Raw genomic sequence first — 20,390 nt, 5'->3', positions numbered from 1 at the left:
AATATATGAAGAAGATACTGAACAGATTGCTAAGCAGAATGGTAATAACGTGCTTTCTTGTGGTCGTCCAGTTGGCGATCATGATACTGGGGGTTGTTTTTCTTCAGGACAGATATATCTATATATCGGGTGCTCTCAAGCTGCTCAGCGTAATAGTTGTAATGTATCTTATAACAAAGGATACTAACCCTATGGTAAAGATGGCATGGATGGTGCCGATACTCATATTCCCGGTGCTGGGAGGTCTCATGTATGTGCTCTATGGACATGTGCTGATACCTAAAAAACTCAGAAAGAATTTTCTGCGGGTTCTCCAGCAGGAGGTATATGAGAACGTCAAGGGGGACAACTGGGTCCCAGCGGAGAATTTAAAGTCGGAGCCTACATACAGGATATGTAATTATATGGAGAATGTGGCTGAGGCGCCTCTGTACAAGCATACCAGTGTAAAGTATTATGCCATAGGCGATGATGTGATGGATGATCTCATCAGAGACCTGGAGAGTGCGGAGAAGTATATATTCATGGAATATTTCATCGTGGACAAGGGTTATATGTGGGATACCATACTTGAGATATTGAAGCGCAAGGCTGCGGAGGGACTTGATGTCAGGTTCATGTATGATGACATCGGATCTGTGTTCAATGTGCCGAAGTATTACTGGAAGGAACTTGAATCCTACGGTATCAAATGTATGGCGTTCAATCAGGTGGTTCCATTCTTTGCCACTATCTTCAATAACAGGGATCACAGGAAGATCACTGTTATTGATGGCAAGATAGCTCACACCGGCGGTTACAACATGGCTGACGAGTATATCAACAAGATAGAGAAGTACGGCAAATGGAAGGACAGTGGAGTGAGACTTGAGGGCGAGGGCGCCTGGAGCTTCACTGTTATGTTCCTTCAGATGTGGAACAGCTTCAGATATTCAGAGGGAAGCTACAACAACTATAGACCGGTGGAGATCGACTATAGTGGCGTAAGTGACGGATATGTTCAGCCGTACAAGTCCAGTCCTCTGAGCGGAGAGAATGTGGGTGAGAATCTGTACATGCAGATGATAAATGATGCACGGGAGTACATTTATATATTTACCCCATATCTTATCGTGTGTAACGAGCTCATGCTGGCACTGAAGCTGGCAGCCAAGAGGGGCGTGGATGTGCGTATTGTTACGCCGGCCATTCCGGACAAGAAATATATATACAAGATGACCCAGTTCAGCTACAAGGAGCTGCTTCTGGCGGGTGTGAAGATATATCAGTACACGCCTGGATTTATACATTCAAAGACTTTGCTCATGGATGGCAAGCTTGCATCTGTGGGATCCATCAATCTGGATAACAGGAGCTTCTATCACCACTTTGAGTGTGGAACTCTCCTGTATGACTGCAAGGCCATAGAAGATGTGAAGAAGGATATGATGGATACATTTGCCGAGTCGGAGGAGATAGATATTCCGTGGTGCAGAAATAACATAAGCAGGGTGAATATACTTGGTGCGATACTCAGATTATTGTCACCGCTTTTATAAAAGGAGTATAGCCGTATGGGCAGAAAAGACAACATTGCAGGAGACGGCAGGCGGGAACTTCAGAACGGAATAACCACATTATTTCTTATATATATGGGGGCTGCATATCCCCTGATAATGCATGACAAATATTTTGATATAACAGTAACCAAGTACAGGGCGTTCTATATTGCGCTGTGCATATATGCGGTGCTCATGGTGCTGGCGGTGCTGGTGGATGTGCTGGGACGGAATGTCAGCACAGGGCATGGGTCGCAGAGCTCAGGCGGGAATGTAGATGCTTCAGCAGGGGCGGCACATGGCAGCAGGTTTATTGGACGCCTGAGACATTTTATGGATATGCATAATATCATGACCATGGATATATTCATGGCAGGATTTGTTCTGGCAAATGTTCTGGCATTCTTTATGTCAGGGAATAAGGCAGCAGCATATACAGGCGAGGAGGGCAGAAGGTGCGGACTTCAGTTCGTGCTGCTGGTCTTTTTCCTGTATGTGTGTATGGCGAGATATTGCAGGATAAGGCGGTATGTGGTGGTCATATTCATGCTTGCGGGCTCATTTGTGGGAATTGTCGGCATATGCCAGTTCATGGGATATGATTTCCTTGGACTCAGGGAAGGGCTGATGCAGAGCATAAGAAATGTATACATATCCACATTGGGCAATATCGACATATTTGCAAGCTTCCTGTGCGTGCTGGTTCCGGTGGCAGCCGGGGCGTATATCAGCTCGGAGGGAAAAGAGAGCATAGTGATACGGATAACAGCAGTCATCGCTGTGCTCACAGGAACAGGTGCGGTGATCATATCCAATGCAAACCTTGCATACGCAGGTGTGGGCGGTGCCATGATAGCTGCGTGGATATGGGCGTCATACCGAGGAAAGATAAAAGAATTTGCGGATGTATGCCTGGTCATGGCGTGCGGAGTCCTGGCGATCAGTATTATTCTGGGACAGACGGACAGTGGATATTCGGAGCTTGACGGACTGAGCTACTTTGTGAGTGACAGCCGGATGGTGTGGATAGTGTCCGTGGTCGTTCTCGTTGTATGGGCGGCCATAAGGCTGGCTTCAAAGTGGACTGTGAAGTTCCGCGGAAAGGCAGCACTTGCTGTATCGGTCGGCGTATCGCTTGCAGGCATAGTGGCTGCAGTGATATATGCGGTGCACAACCACATGGGTATATTTTCATTTGAGGATTCCTGGGGGAATTACAGGGGGTTCGTGTGGAGAAGGCTCATGGAGGCGTACAGGGATTTCAGTGTTCCACAGAGGCTGTTCGGTTATGGAAATGAATCAGTGAAGGCGATCATGACTGACAGGTACTATGACGATATGATGAATACGGTGGGTGTTATATATGATAATGCTCACAATGAGTATCTGCAGTATCTGATAACCACAGGAATATTCGGTGCAGTGAGTTACGTAGGACTGCTGGTTACCACAGGTGGTGCGCTTGTGAGAACTGCGGTATCAGGAGCTGTGATGAATGAGAATGAAAACGCAAGCGGACAATCTGCAGGAAAAAGATCGAAGGAGAAGAAGACATCGAGAGATTCAAGAACTGTAAGAGGTTCAAAGACAGGGACTGGCTTGGAGTGCCTGCTTGGATATGCTGAGGATGAGGGCAGTATGATAGCTGTTCTGCTCGGGATAACCGGGTATGCCGTTCAGGCATTTGTCAATCTTAACCAGTCGCTCACAACGCCATACATATTCCTGCTCATAGCCATTGCAGGAGGACTGTGCCGCAGATACAGGTGTCGATCAGAAATCGGCGGCAGAAAATGATGTGTGAAATATGATTTATAAGAAAATAATACAGGGAATTGTGTGTATATACTTGCCACAGTGCATAGCAAAATGTTATAATATTTGCCTGTGTGGTGCTAGTGAACCGCACATTGAATAAATAAATACAGGAGGTCTAGAGGGACATGCAGATTTATGACGAGCTTGTAGCCAGAGGGCTTATAGCGCAGACAACAGATGAAGATGAAATTAGAGATTTAGTAAATAATGGTAAGGCAGTATTCTATATTGGCTTTGATCCGACTGCTGACAGCCTGCATGTAGGCCACTTCATGGCGCTCTGTCTGATGAAGAGACTTCAGATGGCAGGCAACAAGCCTATCGCGCTGATAGGTGGAGGTACAGCCATGATCGGTGATCCATCAGGCCGTACAGATATGAGACAGATGATGACAAAGGAGACTATCCAGCACAACGTTGACTGCTTCAAGAAGCAGATGAGCAAGTTCATAGACTTCTCAGAGGACAAGGCGCTTCTCGTCAACAACGCAGACTGGCTTCTCGACCTGAACTATGTAGATGTTCTCCGCGATGTTGGAGCATGCTTCTCAGTCAACAACATGCTTCGTGCAGAGTGCTACAAGCAGCGTATGGAGAAGGGACTCAGCTTCCTTGAGTTTAACTACATGATCATGCAGAGTTACGATTTCTACGCACTGTACCAGAAGTACGGCTGCAACATGCAGTTCGGCGGCGATGACCAGTGGAGCAATATGCTTGGTGGTACAGAGCTCATCAGAAGAAAGCTTGGCAAGGATGCATACGCCATGACCATCACACTTCTCCTCAACTCAGAGGGCAAGAAGATGGGTAAGACACAGAAGGGTGCTGTATGGCTTGATCCTAACAAGACATCACCATTTGAGTTCTACCAGTACTGGAGAAATGTGGCAGATGCAGATGTTCTGAAGTGCATCCGTATGCTCACATTCCTTCCACTTGAGGAGATAGATAAGATGGATAGCTGGGAGGGCAGTCAGCTCAACCAGGCAAAGGAGATCCTTGCATACGAGCTTACAAAGCTTGTACACGGCGAGGAGGAGGCTGTGAAGGCTCAGGAGAGTGCAAGAGCACTGTTCTCCAAGGGTGTTGCAGCAGACATGCCATCAGTAACACTCACAGCAGATGACTTCAAGGACGGCGCCATCGATATCGTGTCAGTTCTCGTTAAGTCAGGTCTTGTTACATCACGTAACGAGGGCAGACGTGCCGTAGAGCAGGGCGGTGTTGCTGTGGACGGCGAGAAGATCGCAGATGTCCAGATTACAATTCCAGAGGAGAAGTTCGACGGAGAGGGCGTTGTTGTGAGACGTGGTAAGAAGAACTTCAGGAAGGTTAGTAAGTAAGAGTCGTTGATGCTTTGAGTGATATCAAGGCGAACGGCCAGTGGTTATTCAAAAAGGGAAGCGATGAGCTTCCCTTTTTATGTACTACAGAAGGGGATTAGAACTTGATGAATGACAAAACGGCAGATTCAAATAAAAGACGTTTGGCAGTCGCAGCTATCTCGGCTGTGGCACTCATAATACTTGTACAATTTGTGGATTCCTATTGCACTGAGATGTTCGGCAAGACGCAGTCACTTTCTGTTAGGACATTTCTCATGGATCCGCGTGGGATGAGTTCTGAAGCGGCGGTTGCATATATGAGCAGAGACATGCTGCCATTTTATCTTATCGGAGCGCTCACGCCATTTATCAGGTCATATACGGATATCATAGGCAGGAAGAAGATGATGATCATAAATGTGGCGCTTCTGGCTGTTGGAAGTGCAGTATGCCTGCTGGCAAACAATCTGTGGATATACCTGCTTGGCAATGGAATTCTCATACTGGGATATTCGCTGGACATACATCTGATATACATAGTCGATGCGGTAGATAGAAAACATCGAGGAACTGTCAGAGGAATCTGTGGTGGAGTGTCCATGGCAGCAGCCATGTGTATACCTCTGCTCAGGTCATTGTACGTGGATGGCGGCGGACATAATTGGCAGATCCTTTACGCTGTTGGAATTGTTGGCGGAGTAATAGGTATGGTACTGGTTATGTTGTACAGATTCCCGAATATAACTGGTTCTAAAGCTGCACCGAGTGTTGGCGGATCGGCAAACAGGAGTGAGGGAAAATCTGTGGACAGTACAGAATGTAACACAGATGATGGACATATACATTTTATAAAAACATTCAAAGATATATGCAGAGATCATGCAACCAGAAATCTTCTCATAAGCATAAGCGTGGTGGGGATGGCGACAGCAGGCATAACATATTACAATGAACCTTTGTGTGCCTTCTCAGGTATGGGAGAGGGCAATGTGAATACAGTGTTGCTCATACAGCCCATAGCATCATTGGCTATAAATGTTCTGACAGGAATACTTGCAGACAAAATGGAACGGAGATATGTGGTGCAGATGGGAATAGCGCTTAGCCTCATATCAGGTATGGCATTTACACTTGGAGTAGGGCATGGAGTTTCATCGGTGTTGCTGGGAATACTCTGGGGCTGCATGAATGGATTTTACTTTTCTGCGGAAGAACTGATAAATCTTATGGTCATGGAAAGTGTAGATATATCGGTCAGAGGAAGGGCGTCAGCCATGTCCACACTGTCATATGGAATAGGAGATCAGCTGGGGATATTTGCAATAAGTCTGGTTGTGGGAGCCCTTGGCATGAGATGGGCAAAATTGGTATTTCTCGTGTCGCCTCTTGTCATAGCGATGGTGGTTCTGAGAAGAAAAGAAATAGAAAAGAGAAGGAAACACGCTTAGTTGTTCAGCGTGTTTCCTTATTTTTATGTTCAACATTCAGCTTGCGGATGCTGGATTTGATCTTTCTGTATTTGAATAGTGGATACATTGCAAATGTCCACAGGGCATACACTGCGACAAGAATGGGCAGGCCTATCAGATTTCGGAGATTATTTGCGTGCCATACTGCCGTGCTCAGGTATGCGACAAATATACACAGCGCAACATCTGTGATGAGATGCAGCTTCTGATTCACGATATACATAGGATGATAACGGTCGTCAGGTGGCTGGATGTCCGATGTGGACAGGCTCTGTTCAAATTGACACAAATTGTAGTTATATATTCCTCTGGCAATCGCAAGCTCAGATATGCTGCCTGCGTACAGGTTGTGTCGGAACAGTGTTGCTACTTCATAATTATCAGAGTCAGGATTGCCGGCGTAGAATGAGAATTCGGCCATTTTCTGATAATGGGATCTCGCACGGAGAAGTATAAGTATGTTCAGAACACCGTTCAGCAAAATAAGGATCATTGTGACGGAATAGAGCATGGAAGCATTTGGCATTCTGAAATACTCCAGGTCAGGATTCACAAGCTGAAGGATCTCGGCGATCACACCTATGGATGAAAGAGTGACAATGAAAGCGGTTAGAGTAGCCCAACTGTATTTGGACGAATCCGCTACCTGATCATATATATGCCGGATGCAATCCTCACTGTAGTTTGTGAGCTTGTTGTAGCTGGTGTGTCTGAAAGAGTTCAGTCTGGAATCGTAATCCCATGAGCACATGCGCGCTACTCCGAATCTGGACGCAGGAACATGACCTGGCAGATCCGAGGAGAAGAAAGCATCATACCTTTTGTAGGTAATATGGTCATGAACCATGCTGTCGATAAGCATAACTCCACCAAATGATAAACTGACGAGAGCCACCAGCAGAGGAAAGCTGTTAAATACAAATGACACAACAATATACAGAATACTCACCATACAGAACAAGGTGATGATGACTCGTCTCCCCTGTTGTATATCATTAAAAGATCTCGAACAGTTCTGAAAATGATTATATGTAATGCTATAGGTGTTACTGTTCTCATCAAGCACGGAATGTTCAAGTATCAGGCTTAGCTCCGAATACTTCTTGTGCAATGAGAATGGAATAAATCTCAAAGCTGTCAAAATGATGGATGCACACAGCATGACAATACTGAACAGCGTCCCCTTTGTGCTTGTCGCCTCATAGGAACTGATCCAGGTAGAAGAGAAGATGGTTGCAAGCATCTGTACAGAGTAAAGGACTATCAGTGTATATGTTGCAAATGCCTGTAGCTTGTCAACCCTCCTGGCATCATTCATTAGCTTCTGAAAATGTGGGTTGTTCAGATCAGTCACGGGATGTGCGACCTTAGGTTCTTTGATATTTCTTGTTATTGCAACCTCCGATGCATATGCAGGGAAATTCACATCATCAAAAAGCGCATACAAAAGGATCGTAGCAAGGTATTCTGATGGTGAGGTGCATTTGAACAAAGAGCAATAATGTGTAAGATTGTTGTCGGTTGACAGGACATTGCTCAGATATGACTGCAGTGAAACTATAAAATCAGAGTCCAGTGCGCCTTTTGTTTCTATAAGATTGTCAAGATGAGCACACAGCTTGTCGTAATCTATCGCATTCAGCAGAGCTCTTATAGGAAGAGGCTGCTCGTTTCCGGAAAAGTTCTTATTTGCCAGGTTGGAAAAGAAAACACTAAGCTTCGTGCCTGTAGGATAGCTCTCGTCAGGATGGATGAGATAGTACAGAGGTTTCTGGGCTGAATCTGCATCCTTCTTAAGCCATTCTATATCCGCATCCTTGAAGACGGAAAATGACATTATTTTGTCAATATCGTCATATTGGTTCGGATTCTGTGAAAATAATAATTGGCTGAAAGTATGTTTGTTGGAGTATGAAGACGTCTGTGGAACAATGGGAATGTTAAGCCCCAGATGCTCTGTGAAAAGTTCCTCCAGAGAGCATATGTGTTCCGCCGGTCTGGTACGATATTTCATCTTTTGTTTCCCCCTCATGGAAATGAAATAGGTTGGTTTAGTAAATATATGTGCTAAGCACTATATGAATATATAACAAAAAATGAGCTATTTCAACATAACAAAGGATATATTTCGACAAAATAGAATAAGGAATTTTCAATAACGAAAATAGACAATGAAACATGCAATATAGACAATGGTATGTCTGGAGTGCGGATTACATTGCCTGAAAGTCATATTACTTCAGACTCTATAATATCAGGTAATAATTGATAAAGATCATTTATTTCTTTAAATTGATATGCAATGAGGCGGAGAACCGCATAGATAAATGAGGGGGAGAGAATTCAATATGACAATAGGCGTATGCGATGTAAATCCAGACGAGACGCAGAGAACAGTATATTTCCTGCGCTCTCAAATTAAAAACAACATTATTGATAACGAAAATGTGAGATTTGTTTCATATAACCTTGATTCAGTAATGCTGGATATCGACTATCAGAAGTTCGACTGTGACATCTTTATAACAGAGCTTCTGTATCCAAATGGCAAGAATGGTGTGAACCTGGCAAAGAGGATCAATGCCGTAGCTCCATCTTGCAAGATTCTTTTTTATGTAAACAAAATCCCTGAAGAACTAGACATATACGAGGCGAATCATGTGAATTGTATGCTTAAAGGCAGGCATGATGCAAGACTTGTGACATTCATGAATGATCTTGTGGAGAAGATGAACAATGATGACAAGAAGCAATTCATCAAAATCCGATATGACAGGAACGTCAATATCCTTGATTGCCGCGACATAATGTACATCAAAATAGAGAACAGAGTCACGATATATTACACAAATAGAAAAAATGACCAGCGTGATGGCAAATATTACGAATACAGACCTCTCAGCGAGATTATGAAAGAACTCCCAGATAATTTCGTGAGATGCTCAGCCGCTGCGGTGGTAAACAGGGACTATATCAGTAATTATAATCATCAGACCGTTACGATGGTTGATGGGGAGGAGATAAAGATTGGTAGACGGTATGGAGATGTTAATGCAAATAGAAAGGAGAAAGTAGTTCAATGAAAAAAAGAGAAATAAGAAAGTTTATTGTGATGATTATGGGCATAATACTGCTGGTTTCAGAGGTTCAGTTGTTTAGTGGTGATAATGTATATGCCAGTACAAGAACAAGTAGGTACGAGCAGTTATATGTGCCGTCATATGCGGCAATGAGTGGGAAGATGCTGTATTACGCAGTGGGATCAGGGGCTCAAGGAGGGCGGTTGTATATGTACAATACATCTACAAAACGTCAGAAAAAAATATCTGATTTGCGCTGTACGGATCTGACAATTACAAAAAAAAATATATATTGCACTGTAAATAAATATATTGGTTCCGATGCCCGTAACAGGTATGTATATAGAATGTCAAAGGATGGTAAGAAGACGAAAGTCCTTGCGGAAGGCTATAGCCCTGTTGTTGTCGGAAAGTATATTTATTATATAGGTGTTAAAAAAGGCCCTGCTCCGTGGAATGCAAACGTTAAGGTTGAATATGGCTCTACGGGCATATATAGAATGGATTCCAACGGAAGAAATAAGAAGTGCATTTATCGATTCAGTGGGAAGGTTTCAACAGATAAGCTCATTGCTGGAAAAAATCGAGTCATATTTACTGGAAGTAATTCTGTCACATATGCAATAGGAACAAACGGAAAGATGACTCGCACGAGTATTTCAACTTCAAAAAACAGAATTAGTACATTTACATGGCTTACAAGTTCAACAATTAATAAACTTCCGATATCAAATAATAAATATGGTTACATATATAAGATACAGGGAGCCGCACTTGTCAGGTGTAAAGGAACAAGTCGTAGAACCATATTTAAAGTTCCTGCACAGTATGTTAGAAATGGTGGAATAAATTATGTAATAGATTGTGGAGATTATCTGTTTGTTGTTTCGGGTTACACATATGCGTTCGTTGTTAGTAAGAGTGGAGCGGGCGTAAAAAATGTTGCAGCAGCTTTGATTGGATATTGATGTTGTTATTACGGAGTTTGCCGAAAAAAAGCAAAATACAGACATGGCAAAACGACATACAGACATGCAAAAACGTGGAGATATATAGTATATGATATAATTTCACAAGAGATGGAGGGGATTAGAATGATAACATATAAGGTATATTCCGACATAGGAAACAGGGAGAAAAACGAGGATTCCGTTGGAAATTTCCATGTAAATCAGAGAAATATATTTGTATTGGCTGATGGACTCGGCGGTCATGGACGTGGTGAAGTTGCTTCTTCAAATGCGATAGAAACAGCCAGAGATCTTACACAATTAGTTGGAGACAGTAACGCTGATCTTTTGTCAGATATATTTGAAGAAGCTCAAAAACGAGTAATGAATATTCAAGAGGGTACATTCGCAAATGGCATGAAAACGACACTTGTTGCGTTAGATATATGTCGCGATCAGATCAAATGGGCCCATATAGGCGATTCACGTCTATATTATTTTCAAAATTGTAAGTTGGTTGAAAGAACTTTGGATCATAGCGTTCCTCAGATGTTGGTTCTGGCGCACAAGCTAAAAGAGAAAAAAATCAGAGGGCATGAAGACCGGAATAAATTGCTGAGGGTTATAGGTAGTCCATGGGAGACTAAAAAGTATGATTGTTCTGAGATTATAAATAAAAATGGATTTCAGGCATTTCTTTTGTGTTCAGATGGGTTTTGGGAATTGATAGATGAAAAAGCAATGACTAAGACTTTGAAGAAATCAAACAGTGTTGATGAGTGGTTGGATGCAATGGTTGAGATAGTAAGGCAAAACGGTAAGTGTACGGATATGGATAACAATTCGGCGATTGCCGTTTGGGTTAAGTAGGTAAATATTGTTGGAGGATATATTGAATGCAGAGAAGATGTCTAAATTGTTTTAATTTATTTGACATAGTATATAGCGATAAGGAAGAGAGTGAGGTCTGTCCATACTGTGGATATTGCGAGGGAACACCACCTAAAGAATTATATCATTTATATCCGGGAGTTGGCTTATACAATAACAGGTATGTGATAGGTACATGTATAGGATTTGGCGGATTTGGTATTACATATAAGGCTTGGGATAATGTACTTGAGACGGTTGTGGCTGTGAAAGAGTATTATCCAACTGGTCTTGTGCAAAGGGTTCCAGGAAAGCCACAGGTAATTATTTATACTGGTGAAAGTAAAGAAGAGTATATGCAGGGATTGGAAAGATTCTTGGATGAAGCAAAAAATATGGCGAAATTTGTCGATAATCCAAATATTGTTCATGTTGATGCTTTTTTTGAGGAAAATAATACTGCGTATCTTGTTATGGAATATTTGCCAGGAATGACTTTGAAGAGTTATTTAAAGTCAAAGGGAGGTCGTATAGGCTGTGAAGAGGTTATACCTATAGCTGATGCGGTAATAACAGCTCTCAAGGAGATACATGCTGGCGGAATAATACACAGAGATATCAGTCCTGACAACATAATGTTGTGCAACGATGGGCGGATTAAGCTCCTAGATTTCGGCGCTGCAAGATTTTCAGATGCTGATCAGGAAAGAACCAGATCTATTATTTTGAAACCTGGATTTGCTCCACCAGAGCAGTATCAGGCAAAAAGTAAGCAGGGACCATGGACAGATATATATGCGTTATGTGCAACTGTATATCGCGCAATAACAGGAGTATTACCGGACGAATCTGTTAATAGAGTTATAGAGGATACAGTACAATCTCCAATTCAGATATACAGTGATATTCCTGAAAGAATAAGTAATACTGTTATGAAGGGAATGTCAATATATCCTGAAATACGATTTTCAAATGTAGACGAATTAAAAAAGGCTCTTGATGGAGAAAAGAAAGTTATGGAGCCAAAGAAAGAACTTCGTGTACGCAGAATGAAGCGAACGATAACAGTAGGAATTGCACTTCTTGTCGTCGTGTCAATGTCACTTTATGTGTACAACATGTATAAAAATAAAAAAGCTGATGTGGTTATGAATGCTGCTGATATATCAATCTGGATTGCAGTGGATGATCAAATGAATGAAGATGGCGCAAAGGCAATGATGGATAGTGGAATAGAAGCATTCACAAGTAGTCAAGAGAAGGTAAATGTTAATTATAAATTTATACCAGAAGATCAATATGGCAGTGAATTATTAAAAGCATACGAGAATGGAGAGATGCCTACAATATTCCAGGCTCAATATGCAACAAAAGAGATTATGGAGGATGCGGCCAGCGTAGATAAAGTTTATGAATATATGGAAAAGTCGGGATCTGACGATTGCTATCTGTTAGAAAATTATAAAAATTCTATTGAAGAAAGCAAAAAAATTCCATTAAGCTTTGAGGCACCTGTTGTATATGTAAAAAGAAGCTCAGAAGTTAAGAATATAGATAATCTGACTATAAGCGACTACAAGCAGATAGAAAGCATGAGTGATGATAGTTTCTATATATCAGAATCTGCGGAAGATATTCTTCTGAGTTCGCTGAATAGTAATGAGAATAGTCAGAATATTGATGATAAAAGAAAAAAAGAATGGAAAAAATTAGGTGGAAGTGAAATATATAAGCAGTTTTTATCTGACGATAAATTATTATACTATTTCGGTTCAACGGAGGACTATAAATTTGTAAATGACAGTTGGGCTGGAAGATATAAGATCGTGAAGATAGAAAGTGATTCAGTTTATGTAGAACCAACTAATGAATTGTCGATAAGTGGAACAACCAGTGATGATGAGAGCAGAGCGGCTTCTTTGTTAATAAGCTATATGTTAAAACAGGGAGCTCAGGAAGCGTTGTTCTTAGGAACATCTTATAGCGATAATGGTGTGGATAAATTGCAGAAAATTGAAGGATTACCAGTTAATAAATCTGCGTTGAAGTCATATACGGATACTAATACTGAATTACAGATTATAGATTCTTACACAGATAACATGAAGATAAAACAGCAGTAAAGTGGGAAGGAGAATATACAGATGCCTGAAAGAATATGTATGGGATGTATGGAAAAATACAATGACAAATACAGTATATGTCCGTATTGCGGTTATAATTCCGAATCTTCAGCTCAGGAGCCATATCATTTAACTCCAGGAACTGTTATTGGAGGAAAATATATTGTTGGTAAAGCAATAGGGTATGGAGGATTTTCTGTAACATATATAGGCTATGATTACAGTATTGATAAAAAGGTAGCGATAAAAGAGTATATGCCTTCTGAGTTTGCAACAAGATCTCCAGGATCTTCACAGGTTGTAATTTTCACAGGTGATAGAGAAGAACAATTCCGTGGAGGAATAGAAAAATTTGTTGATGAAGCAAAACGATTGGCAAAATTTCGTGGAACTCCGGGAGTAACAGATGTTTATGACGTGTTGGTAGAGAATAATACTGCATATATAGTGATGGAATTCCTTGAGGGAGAGACACTCAAAGAGTATCTGGAAAAAAACGGAAAGATTTCACCTGATGAAGCGATAGAAATGATGATTCCTATAATAAGAACGTTAAAGACGGTAAATGCTCAGGGAATCTTACATAGAGATATTGCACCAGATAACATTTTTATGACCAATAATGGTGAAGTAAAACTCATTGATTTTGGCGCTGCAAGACAGGCTACATCTACAAATCATAGCAAGAGTTTATCTGTAATAGTGAAGCCGGGATATGCACCACCAGAGCAATATAGAAGTAGGGGAGATCAGGGTTCCTGGACAGATGTATATGGATGCGGTGCCGTGTTATATAAGATGATAACTGGAGTTACCCCTGAAGATTCGATGGATCGAGATTCGAAGGATTCACTGAAAGATATATCAAAATTTAATATAGATATTACGACTAATCAGGAAAATGCAATTATGAATGCTCTGAATCTGGAGATAGAGGATAGAACACCAGATATGGAGAGATTGGAATATGAGCTTACTACGGATGAAGAAGTTGCAAGAATAAAGGCTAAAAAGAAGAAAATGGATTTTGGACGTTGGCCATTATGGTTAAAGATATCGGTGCCTGCAGCGGCTGTTTTACTATTGACGCTGGGAACTTTATTGGTCACAGGCGTGATAAATTGGAAGATGTTTATACCGGGGGCGACATCTAAAGTCAGGGTGCCTAATGTTGTAAATCAAACGCTCAATGATGCAGAGATAATGATTCAAGAAAAGGATATGCTGATTCAGATAGTTGATCAGGTTGAATCTGATACGATTCCTAAAGGTGCGGTTTTGTCACAAAACATTCCTTATGGTACGGAAGTCAAAGGGGGAATGGTGTTAGAGGTTACAATATCTGGAGGCGTAGGACAGGTGTATATGCCTGATGTTGTTGGTTTATCTAAAGAAAAAGCTGAACAGGAATTGAAGGATCTGGGTTTGTTTGTAAAAACAGATACGGCTGAGAGCGAAATAAAGAAGGAATATATTTGCGCACAGCAGTACAAGTATGGCGAGGCTGTAGATAAAGGTTCAGAGGTTAACCTTACGGTGTCATTGGGTAAAAAAGAGTATGACAATTCGAAGAAAACAGAAGTGCCGAATGTTGTAGGTGAAAAATGGGATGATGCAAGAAAAATGGCATCTGATAAAAGAATATACATATATAAATCAGATATAAAGAACAGTGATACTGTTGAGAAAGATATAGTTATGAAACAGTCTTTGAAAGCTAAGTCAAAGGTGGAAGAAGGTTCTGACTTAGGCGTTGATGTGAGCCTCGGAATAAATACAACGCATGTTCCAGATGTTGTATATAAGAGCTTTGATGAAGCTTCAAAACTTATGAATGACAGTAAGATAAAAATAGAGGTTACATACCAGAAGAGTGATGTGGTAGCTAAAGATCATGTAATATCCCAGAGCGTTGAGGCGGGAACAGAGGTGAAAGTATGGTCTACAGTATCGCTGTGTATAAGTGAGGGCAGTGATAAGATTGATGCTGCACCTAGATATGAAGATACTGATAAGAAGAATACAACATCAGAGCAAACAAAAACAACAGAGAAGACAACGGAGAAAAAATCAGAGAGTAAGAAGGAAGATAAGAACACTGGGGACAAAAAAACAGAACATGCTACAGAAGAACAGCGCACAGAGAATAAGACAGAAAGCACAACTGAGAATGTAAAACCATCAAAAGATGATTCTATGGTAGATGTGCCTAGTCTGGTTGGAATGTCTTTGCAACAGGCTGAAGCAATGCTGGAAAGTAATGAATTAAGTGTTGGAAGTGTGGAATATAGATCTTCCTCATCATCTAGTACAGGCATAGTTTTGGATCAGGGTATTGGTTCAAATCAGAAGGTAAAAAAAGGAACTCAGATATCATTGATAGTTTGTTCGAATGATACTGTGACAATGTATAGATATAGAGATGTGCAGGATTATGATATAAAAAAGACTAACAGTAACAGCACTCCAAGTGGTTATACATATTACAAAACCGAAGAAAGTCAGTCTTATGGGAACTGGGGAGGATGGACTGAATGGAGTTCAAACTACGTACAATCCAGTGATACCTGTAATGTAGAAGCGAAAGATGGCGCTGTGTTTGGTCGATATGATACATACAGGGCTGATGGTTCTTATGAAAGAACTGATGATAAATGGCAGAATTCAGGATCTAGAAGGAGGGAATATTATCTTCCGTGGGATGAAGTATCACGTGCAAATCAATTTCAGTGGCCTGGCAGTTCGACTGAAAGATGGGTATTTAATAGTAATGGAGAAGTTAATTACAGAAATGTTTCAGGCACTGGTGAGTGGTCGTGGACGGGTACTGTCTACAGATATCAGACCCGGTCTGTGAATAAGGTATATACATACTGGTACAGAAAACCAATTTATGGTTCGTGGTCTGAGTGGAGCACATCTAGAGTTAGTGAATCCTCAACAAGACAGGTTGAGACAAAACAAGATTATGTATATGAACAATACTAGGAAGTAACAGGAGGCAGTATGGTATGGCGGAACAATTATGTATGGGATGTATGAATAAGTTTGATGAAAATGATAGCGTATGTCCATATTGTGGATATAGGGTGGATACTCCGCCCGCAGAGCCATATCATTTAGCTCCGGGAGTAATACTTGGCGGGAAGTATATTGTAGGAAAAACCATAGGATATGGTGGATTTTCGGTTACATATCTGGCATATGATTATAGTCTTGAGAAGAAAATAGCTATTAAGGAATATCTGCCATCTGAATTTGCAACAAGGGCTGTTGGCTCATCAACGATATCTATCTTTAGTGGAGATAGGACTGACCAGTTTAACGGAGGAATAGAAAAGTTTATTGATGAGGCAAAGAGGCTTGCAAAATTTAAGGGAACAACAGGAATAACAGATGTGTATGATGTGTTCCGTGAAAATAATACAGCATATATTGCTATGGAATATCTGGAGGGACAAACGTTAAAAGAATTCCTCCTAGATAACGGTAAAATAGATTATCAAAAAGCTGTTGATATGATGATACCTATAATAAGGACTTTGAAGAAGGTTCATGAAAAAGGGATATTACACAGAGATATAGCTCCAGATAATATTTTCATAACTTCAAATGGAGAGGTAAAGCTTATTGATTTTGGCGCTGCAAGACAGGCGACATCAACAAATCACAGCAAAAGCCTGTCGGTTATAGTTAAACCGGGATATGCGCCGCCTGAACAGTATAGAAGCCGTGGAGAACAGGGGCCGTGGACAGATGTATATGGTTGTGGTGCAACTTTGTACAAAATGATAACTGGCGTAACTCCGGACGATTCAATGGAGAGATGTTCTAAAGATACACTGGAATTACCATCAAAGTTTGCAGGGAACATATCAGAGAATGTTGAGAATGCTATATTGAATGCTTTAAATATAGAAATCAATGACAGAACTCCGGATATGGAAAGACTGGAATATGAACTTACGACAACGGATGTTGTACACAAAAATCGTGTAACATCAAAATCCAGAGATCTTGGAAGATGGCCAACATGGTTGAAAGCAGTGGTAGCAGCATCAATATTAGCTGTACTGGTAGTTGGGACCTTATTGGTAACTGGTGTAATAAATTGGGATTCATTTATTTCCTCGGATGACAGATCGGATGCAAGAGTGCCAAATGTCATAAATCTTACAGTTGATGATGCTGAGAAAATACTGGCCTCTGAAAATATAGATATGAAAATTGTTGATAAGCAGGAGTCGGAAGATATACCTAAGGACTCAGTATTATCACAAAATATAAGTGGTGGAAGTCAGGTACAGAAAGGTATGACAGTAGAAATAGTTGTATCGAGTGGAAAAGGACAGGTGTATATGCCAGATTTCACTGGATTAGGACAGACTGAAGCCGTGGAACAAGTTGAAAAGATGGGGCTGCATGCGAAGATTGAAACACAAGAAAGTGAAATAGCTCAGGATTATATATGTGACCAACAATATAAAGAAGGAGAAAAAGTAGATAAAGGCTCAGAGATATTATTGAAAGTATCTATTGGCAATAGTAGTTATGATGAGAGCGCAGAAACTACAATTCCAGATGTTGTTGGTGAAACATGGGAGAATGCAAGAAAGTGTGCAAGAGAGAAAAAGATATACATATATAAGGAAGAAACACTTAATGACAGCAAGGTTGCTCAGGGAAAAGTGATAAAGCAGAATCATAAGTCTGGAGAAAAAGAAAAACAGGGGTTTGTGTTGGGGGTAAAAGTTTCTCTTGGTGTAAAAATGACTCATGTTCCTGATGTAGTTTATAAGAGCCTTGAAGATGCCCGGAAACTTATGGATGAGAGTAATCTTCAGATAGAGGTCGAATATGAACAGAGTGATAAGGTTGAGAAGGATCATGTAATATCGCAAAGTATAAAACCAGATACGGAGGTTGAGGAAAAAACAATTATAAAACTTGTGGTGAGTAAAGGCAATGGCTCTGAAGATAATTCAGAAGCAACTAATGATACAGAAGAAACAACAGAAATTACTACAGAGGATACACCTACGACAGCCCAGGAGACTACTACTGAAGAAGAAACGACAGAAGCACCAGAACCAGATGATGAACCGACAAAAGCAATCGTTCCAGATTTATCTGGATGTAGTGAAGATTCTGCTATATCGATGTTGTATGATGCGGGGCTTTCAGTTGGAAGCATAGAGTACAGGTCTGATCCTAATTCATATGATGGTGCAGTCTTAAGTCAAGGTGTTTCTGCATATTCCGAGGTCGATTATGGAACATCGGTTTCACTGATAATTTGTAATAATGAAAAAGATGAGAGCGGAAATTATATTTGCCCAGAATACTAATAGTAGAGGATAAAAATGGAGAATGTTAAGAAAATCAATTCAAGACAGCAGGTTTTAAATCATGTTCCACAGGATGGAGGTGCGATTATCGGTGTCAGAGGGTATCTGGTAGGGGTTATTATTGCTGTGAATTATGGAAATATCATAACTATAGGCAGGGATCCGGCAACATGTAATTTGATCATGGAGGGAGATTTCATCAGTCGTACACATTGCAGACTAAGCTACAACAATGGTACTGGTTTGTACACAATAGAAGACAGATCAACAAATGGAATAATCCTTCCAGGTGGTCAAATAACAAAAAAAGGACAGGTCGTTTCAGTTGCTGGTGGAACACATATATGTATCGGAACATATAGTGAAGAACTTTTATTACGATAAAATTTGGGAAATGGAGAGTGGATGAGATGAGTGAAAGCTGTCTATTCAGATATTTAAAAAAAATAGGCCTGAGCGTGCTGATAACCATGGCCTTTGTTATGAATGGGTTAATAGGTTCGGTCATAACTGCGTGTGCTGAAAACACTATGGTTAGTGAAAGTAATGAAGATGTAACGGATGATAGTGGCGTAAATTATTATATTTTTTGGGATTTTAAAAGATCAATATATCTGGACGAGTATGATGCAAGAAATGACTCAGGAAAAAATCTGGAATATGTTGGAACTCTAATTAGTGATTTTGCAGAGAGAAGCGGAGATCTGACAAGAAATATAGAGGTGTATTATATAACATCTTCTGAAGCTGAAAAGAAAACCGGAGATTTTACGACCATAAAGAATAATACAGGTGTGGTAAATCTGTCGGATGTCATCAGTCAGTCTCGTAATACTAATGATTTTGTGGATTCTGAAAATAGGAATCCTGATGAATTTAATAACGAATTGTATGCAGTATTGGAGAATAAAGAAAATACTGACAATAAAAATGTGTATATATTGCTAACCGATGGTCAGGAAAAGTTACAAAAGAAAAGTAAGGAGCTTTTAAATGAAAGTAATAGTTTAGTGTATTGGGTCGATATATCCAGATATAAGGCTACTCCGGACACTACACGTAAAAGATATGATTCGATGAAGGGGATAGACAACTTCTTTAAAGAGGATTGTATTGATGCGGCACCATTGGATGAAGCTGCTGATGATGTGCTCCTAAATATAGAGACAGATGTAGCAGGAAGATTAAATATTGGTTATTCAATTAATAACGAGGAATCAATAACAGAAAATAGTACAACATCTGGCAATTGGACGGGATATGCAACAACAGAAGTCGTTGAGGTAACATCAGTAGAATTATATGGTGTTGCAACCCCTACAGATGGCGGCGTTGGAAGTAATAACGATGGATTTATCAATAAGCTTAAGTCATGGTGGACGAATGGAATAGTTGGAAAGCTGATAATTATATTTTCAGCTCTAGTTGTGGTTGTTGTTATTACTTTAGTGATTATTTTGACTGTTAATCATAGGCAGAAGAAAAAACGCAAAATAGATCGACACAGAAAAAATGCACAAATAACAAATAATAATGATGTAGGCATGGATAACGGACATAACTACAATAGTTCGATGGATGTACAGATAGAGGTTATAGGAAGAAAGCCTGATGTGAAAAATGTTCATATAAATGGAAGTGCATTTATAGGCAGGGCAAACACCTGTGACGTTTTTATCAATGAAGTTACAGTTTCAAGACAGCATATTGTATTGGAATGCAAAAATGGAGAGTTATTCGTTCAGCCGTTGATGACTGCGACAAACAGTACAAAATTAAATGGCAAGCAGATAACTGACAGACATCAGTTGTTTTCGGGAGATAGACTGATGATCGGTGCAGTAGGAATTATAGTAAGGTGGTGAT

At 40.5% G+C, this 20,390-nt stretch carries 13 protein-coding genes; 12 read left to right on the top strand and 1 reads right to left on the bottom strand.

Annotated features, from left to right (window positions below; all coding sequences use genetic code 11):
• Positions 1 to 5 precede the first annotated feature (5 nt).
• The 4 genes from cls (at position 6) to ABUA31_RS09375 (ending at position 6,132) form a co-directional block, all read left to right on the top strand.
• Positions 6 to 1,538, top strand: coding sequence for a cardiolipin synthase (cls, locus tag ABUA31_RS09390; RefSeq protein ID WP_022216246.1), 1,533 nt, complete (start codon positions 6 to 8; stop codon positions 1,536 to 1,538).
• Positions 1,539 to 1,553: 15 nt separating this feature from the next.
• Complete coding sequence (locus tag ABUA31_RS09385) at positions 1,554 to 3,335, top strand: O-antigen ligase family protein (protein WP_349093142.1); 1,782 nt, start codon at positions 1,554 to 1,556, stop codon at positions 3,333 to 3,335.
• A 146-nt stretch (positions 3,336 to 3,481) separates the two neighbouring features.
• Positions 3,482 to 4,702: a tyrosine--tRNA ligase gene (gene tyrS, locus ABUA31_RS09380; protein WP_022216244.1), complete on the top strand. Its 1,221-nt coding sequence runs from the start codon at positions 3,482 to 3,484 to the stop codon at positions 4,700 to 4,702.
• A gap of 107 nt (positions 4,703 to 4,809) precedes the next feature.
• A complete protein-coding gene (locus tag ABUA31_RS09375) occupies positions 4,810 to 6,132 on the top strand; it encodes an MFS transporter (RefSeq protein WP_022216243.1) in 1,323 nt (440 codons plus the stop codon).
• Positions 6,133 to 6,136: 4 nt separating this feature from the next.
• On the opposite strand, the gene ABUA31_RS09370 is transcribed toward ABUA31_RS09375, so the two are convergent.
• Positions 6,137 to 8,167, bottom strand: coding sequence for a hypothetical protein (locus tag ABUA31_RS09370; protein WP_349093143.1), 2,031 nt, complete (start codon positions 8,165 to 8,167; stop codon positions 6,137 to 6,139).
• Between the two features lie 334 nt (positions 8,168 to 8,501).
• Here ABUA31_RS09370 and ABUA31_RS09365 point away from each other — a divergent pair, with 334 nt between their 5' ends.
• The 8 genes from ABUA31_RS09365 (at position 8,502) to ABUA31_RS09330 (ending at position 20,389) form a co-directional block, all read left to right on the top strand.
• Positions 8,502 to 9,236: a LytR/AlgR family response regulator transcription factor gene (locus tag ABUA31_RS09365; protein ID WP_022216241.1), complete on the top strand. Its 735-nt coding sequence runs from the start codon at positions 8,502 to 8,504 to the stop codon at positions 9,234 to 9,236.
• Positions 9,233 to 10,201, top strand: a complete 969-nt coding sequence (locus tag ABUA31_RS09360) for a DUF5050 domain-containing protein (protein WP_349093146.1) — start codon at positions 9,233 to 9,235, stop codon at positions 10,199 to 10,201. Before ABUA31_RS09365 ends, ABUA31_RS09360 begins: the two co-directional genes overlap by 4 nt.
• 126 nt (positions 10,202 to 10,327) lie before the next feature.
• The gene (locus tag ABUA31_RS09355) at positions 10,328 to 11,053 is read left to right on the top strand and encodes a PP2C family protein-serine/threonine phosphatase (RefSeq protein ID WP_055146873.1); all 726 of its coding nucleotides are present in this window, start codon (positions 10,328 to 10,330) and stop codon (positions 11,051 to 11,053) included.
• A gap of 26 nt (positions 11,054 to 11,079) precedes the next feature.
• Complete coding sequence (locus ABUA31_RS09350) at positions 11,080 to 13,176, top strand: protein kinase domain-containing protein (protein WP_349818722.1); 2,097 nt, start codon at positions 11,080 to 11,082, stop codon at positions 13,174 to 13,176.
• Between the two features lie 21 nt (positions 13,177 to 13,197).
• Entirely contained in the window at positions 13,198 to 16,164 is a 2,967-nt protein-coding gene (locus ABUA31_RS09345; RefSeq protein WP_349818721.1) for a PASTA domain-containing protein, read from the top strand.
• 23 nt (positions 16,165 to 16,187) lie between these two features.
• A complete protein-coding gene (locus tag ABUA31_RS09340; protein ID WP_349093149.1) occupies positions 16,188 to 18,524 on the top strand; it encodes a PASTA domain-containing protein in 2,337 nt (778 codons plus the stop codon).
• A gap of 15 nt (positions 18,525 to 18,539) precedes the next feature.
• On the top strand, positions 18,540 to 18,908 hold the full coding sequence (locus ABUA31_RS09335; RefSeq protein ID WP_349093151.1) for an FHA domain-containing protein: 369 nt from the start codon (positions 18,540 to 18,542) through the stop codon (positions 18,906 to 18,908).
• A 26-nt stretch (positions 18,909 to 18,934) separates the two neighbouring features.
• Positions 18,935 to 20,389, top strand: coding sequence for an FHA domain-containing protein (locus tag ABUA31_RS09330; RefSeq protein ID WP_349093153.1), 1,455 nt, complete (start codon positions 18,935 to 18,937; stop codon positions 20,387 to 20,389).
• The last annotated feature ends 1 nt before the right edge of the window (position 20,390 follow it).

The sequence above is a fragment of the Coprococcus sp. RTP31081st1_H1_RTP31081_211007 genome (genome assembly GCF_040227275.1).
GTDB classification, from domain to species: Bacteria; Bacillota; Clostridia; order Lachnospirales; family Lachnospiraceae; genus Coprococcus; species Coprococcus aceti.
Note: the sequence above shows the minus strand (reverse complement) of the source record. Positions and strands in the feature narration are given on the sequence as shown.

Excerpts from the sequence above, each read along its gene's own strand:
- ABUA31_RS09335 (WP_349093151.1), top strand. The coding sequence starts at position 18,540 with ATGGAGAATGTTAAGAAAATCAATTCAAGACAGCAGGTTTTAAATCAT.
- ABUA31_RS09355 (WP_055146873.1), top strand. The coding sequence starts at position 10,328 with ATGATAACATATAAGGTATATTCCGACATAGGAAACAGGGAGAAAAAC.
- cls (WP_022216246.1), top strand. The coding sequence starts at position 6 with ATGAAGAAGATACTGAACAGATTGCTAAGCAGAATGGTAATAACGTGC.
- ABUA31_RS09360 (WP_349093146.1), top strand. The coding sequence starts at position 9,233 with ATGAAAAAAAGAGAAATAAGAAAGTTTATTGTGATGATTATGGGCATA.
- ABUA31_RS09370 (WP_349093143.1), bottom strand. The coding sequence starts at position 8,167 with ATGAAATATCGTACCAGACCGGCGGAACACATATGCTCTCTGGAGGAA.
- ABUA31_RS09330 (WP_349093153.1), top strand. The coding sequence starts at position 18,935 with ATGAGTGAAAGCTGTCTATTCAGATATTTAAAAAAAATAGGCCTGAGC.
- ABUA31_RS09385 (WP_349093142.1), top strand. The coding sequence starts at position 1,554 with ATGGGCAGAAAAGACAACATTGCAGGAGACGGCAGGCGGGAACTTCAG.
- ABUA31_RS09345 (WP_349818721.1), top strand. The coding sequence starts at position 13,198 with ATGCCTGAAAGAATATGTATGGGATGTATGGAAAAATACAATGACAAA.
- ABUA31_RS09350 (WP_349818722.1), top strand. The coding sequence starts at position 11,080 with ATGCAGAGAAGATGTCTAAATTGTTTTAATTTATTTGACATAGTATAT.
- ABUA31_RS09375 (WP_022216243.1), top strand. The coding sequence starts at position 4,810 with ATGAATGACAAAACGGCAGATTCAAATAAAAGACGTTTGGCAGTCGCA.
- ABUA31_RS09340 (WP_349093149.1), top strand. The coding sequence starts at position 16,188 with ATGGCGGAACAATTATGTATGGGATGTATGAATAAGTTTGATGAAAAT.
- tyrS (WP_022216244.1), top strand. The coding sequence starts at position 3,482 with ATGCAGATTTATGACGAGCTTGTAGCCAGAGGGCTTATAGCGCAGACA.
- ABUA31_RS09365 (WP_022216241.1), top strand. The coding sequence starts at position 8,502 with ATGACAATAGGCGTATGCGATGTAAATCCAGACGAGACGCAGAGAACA.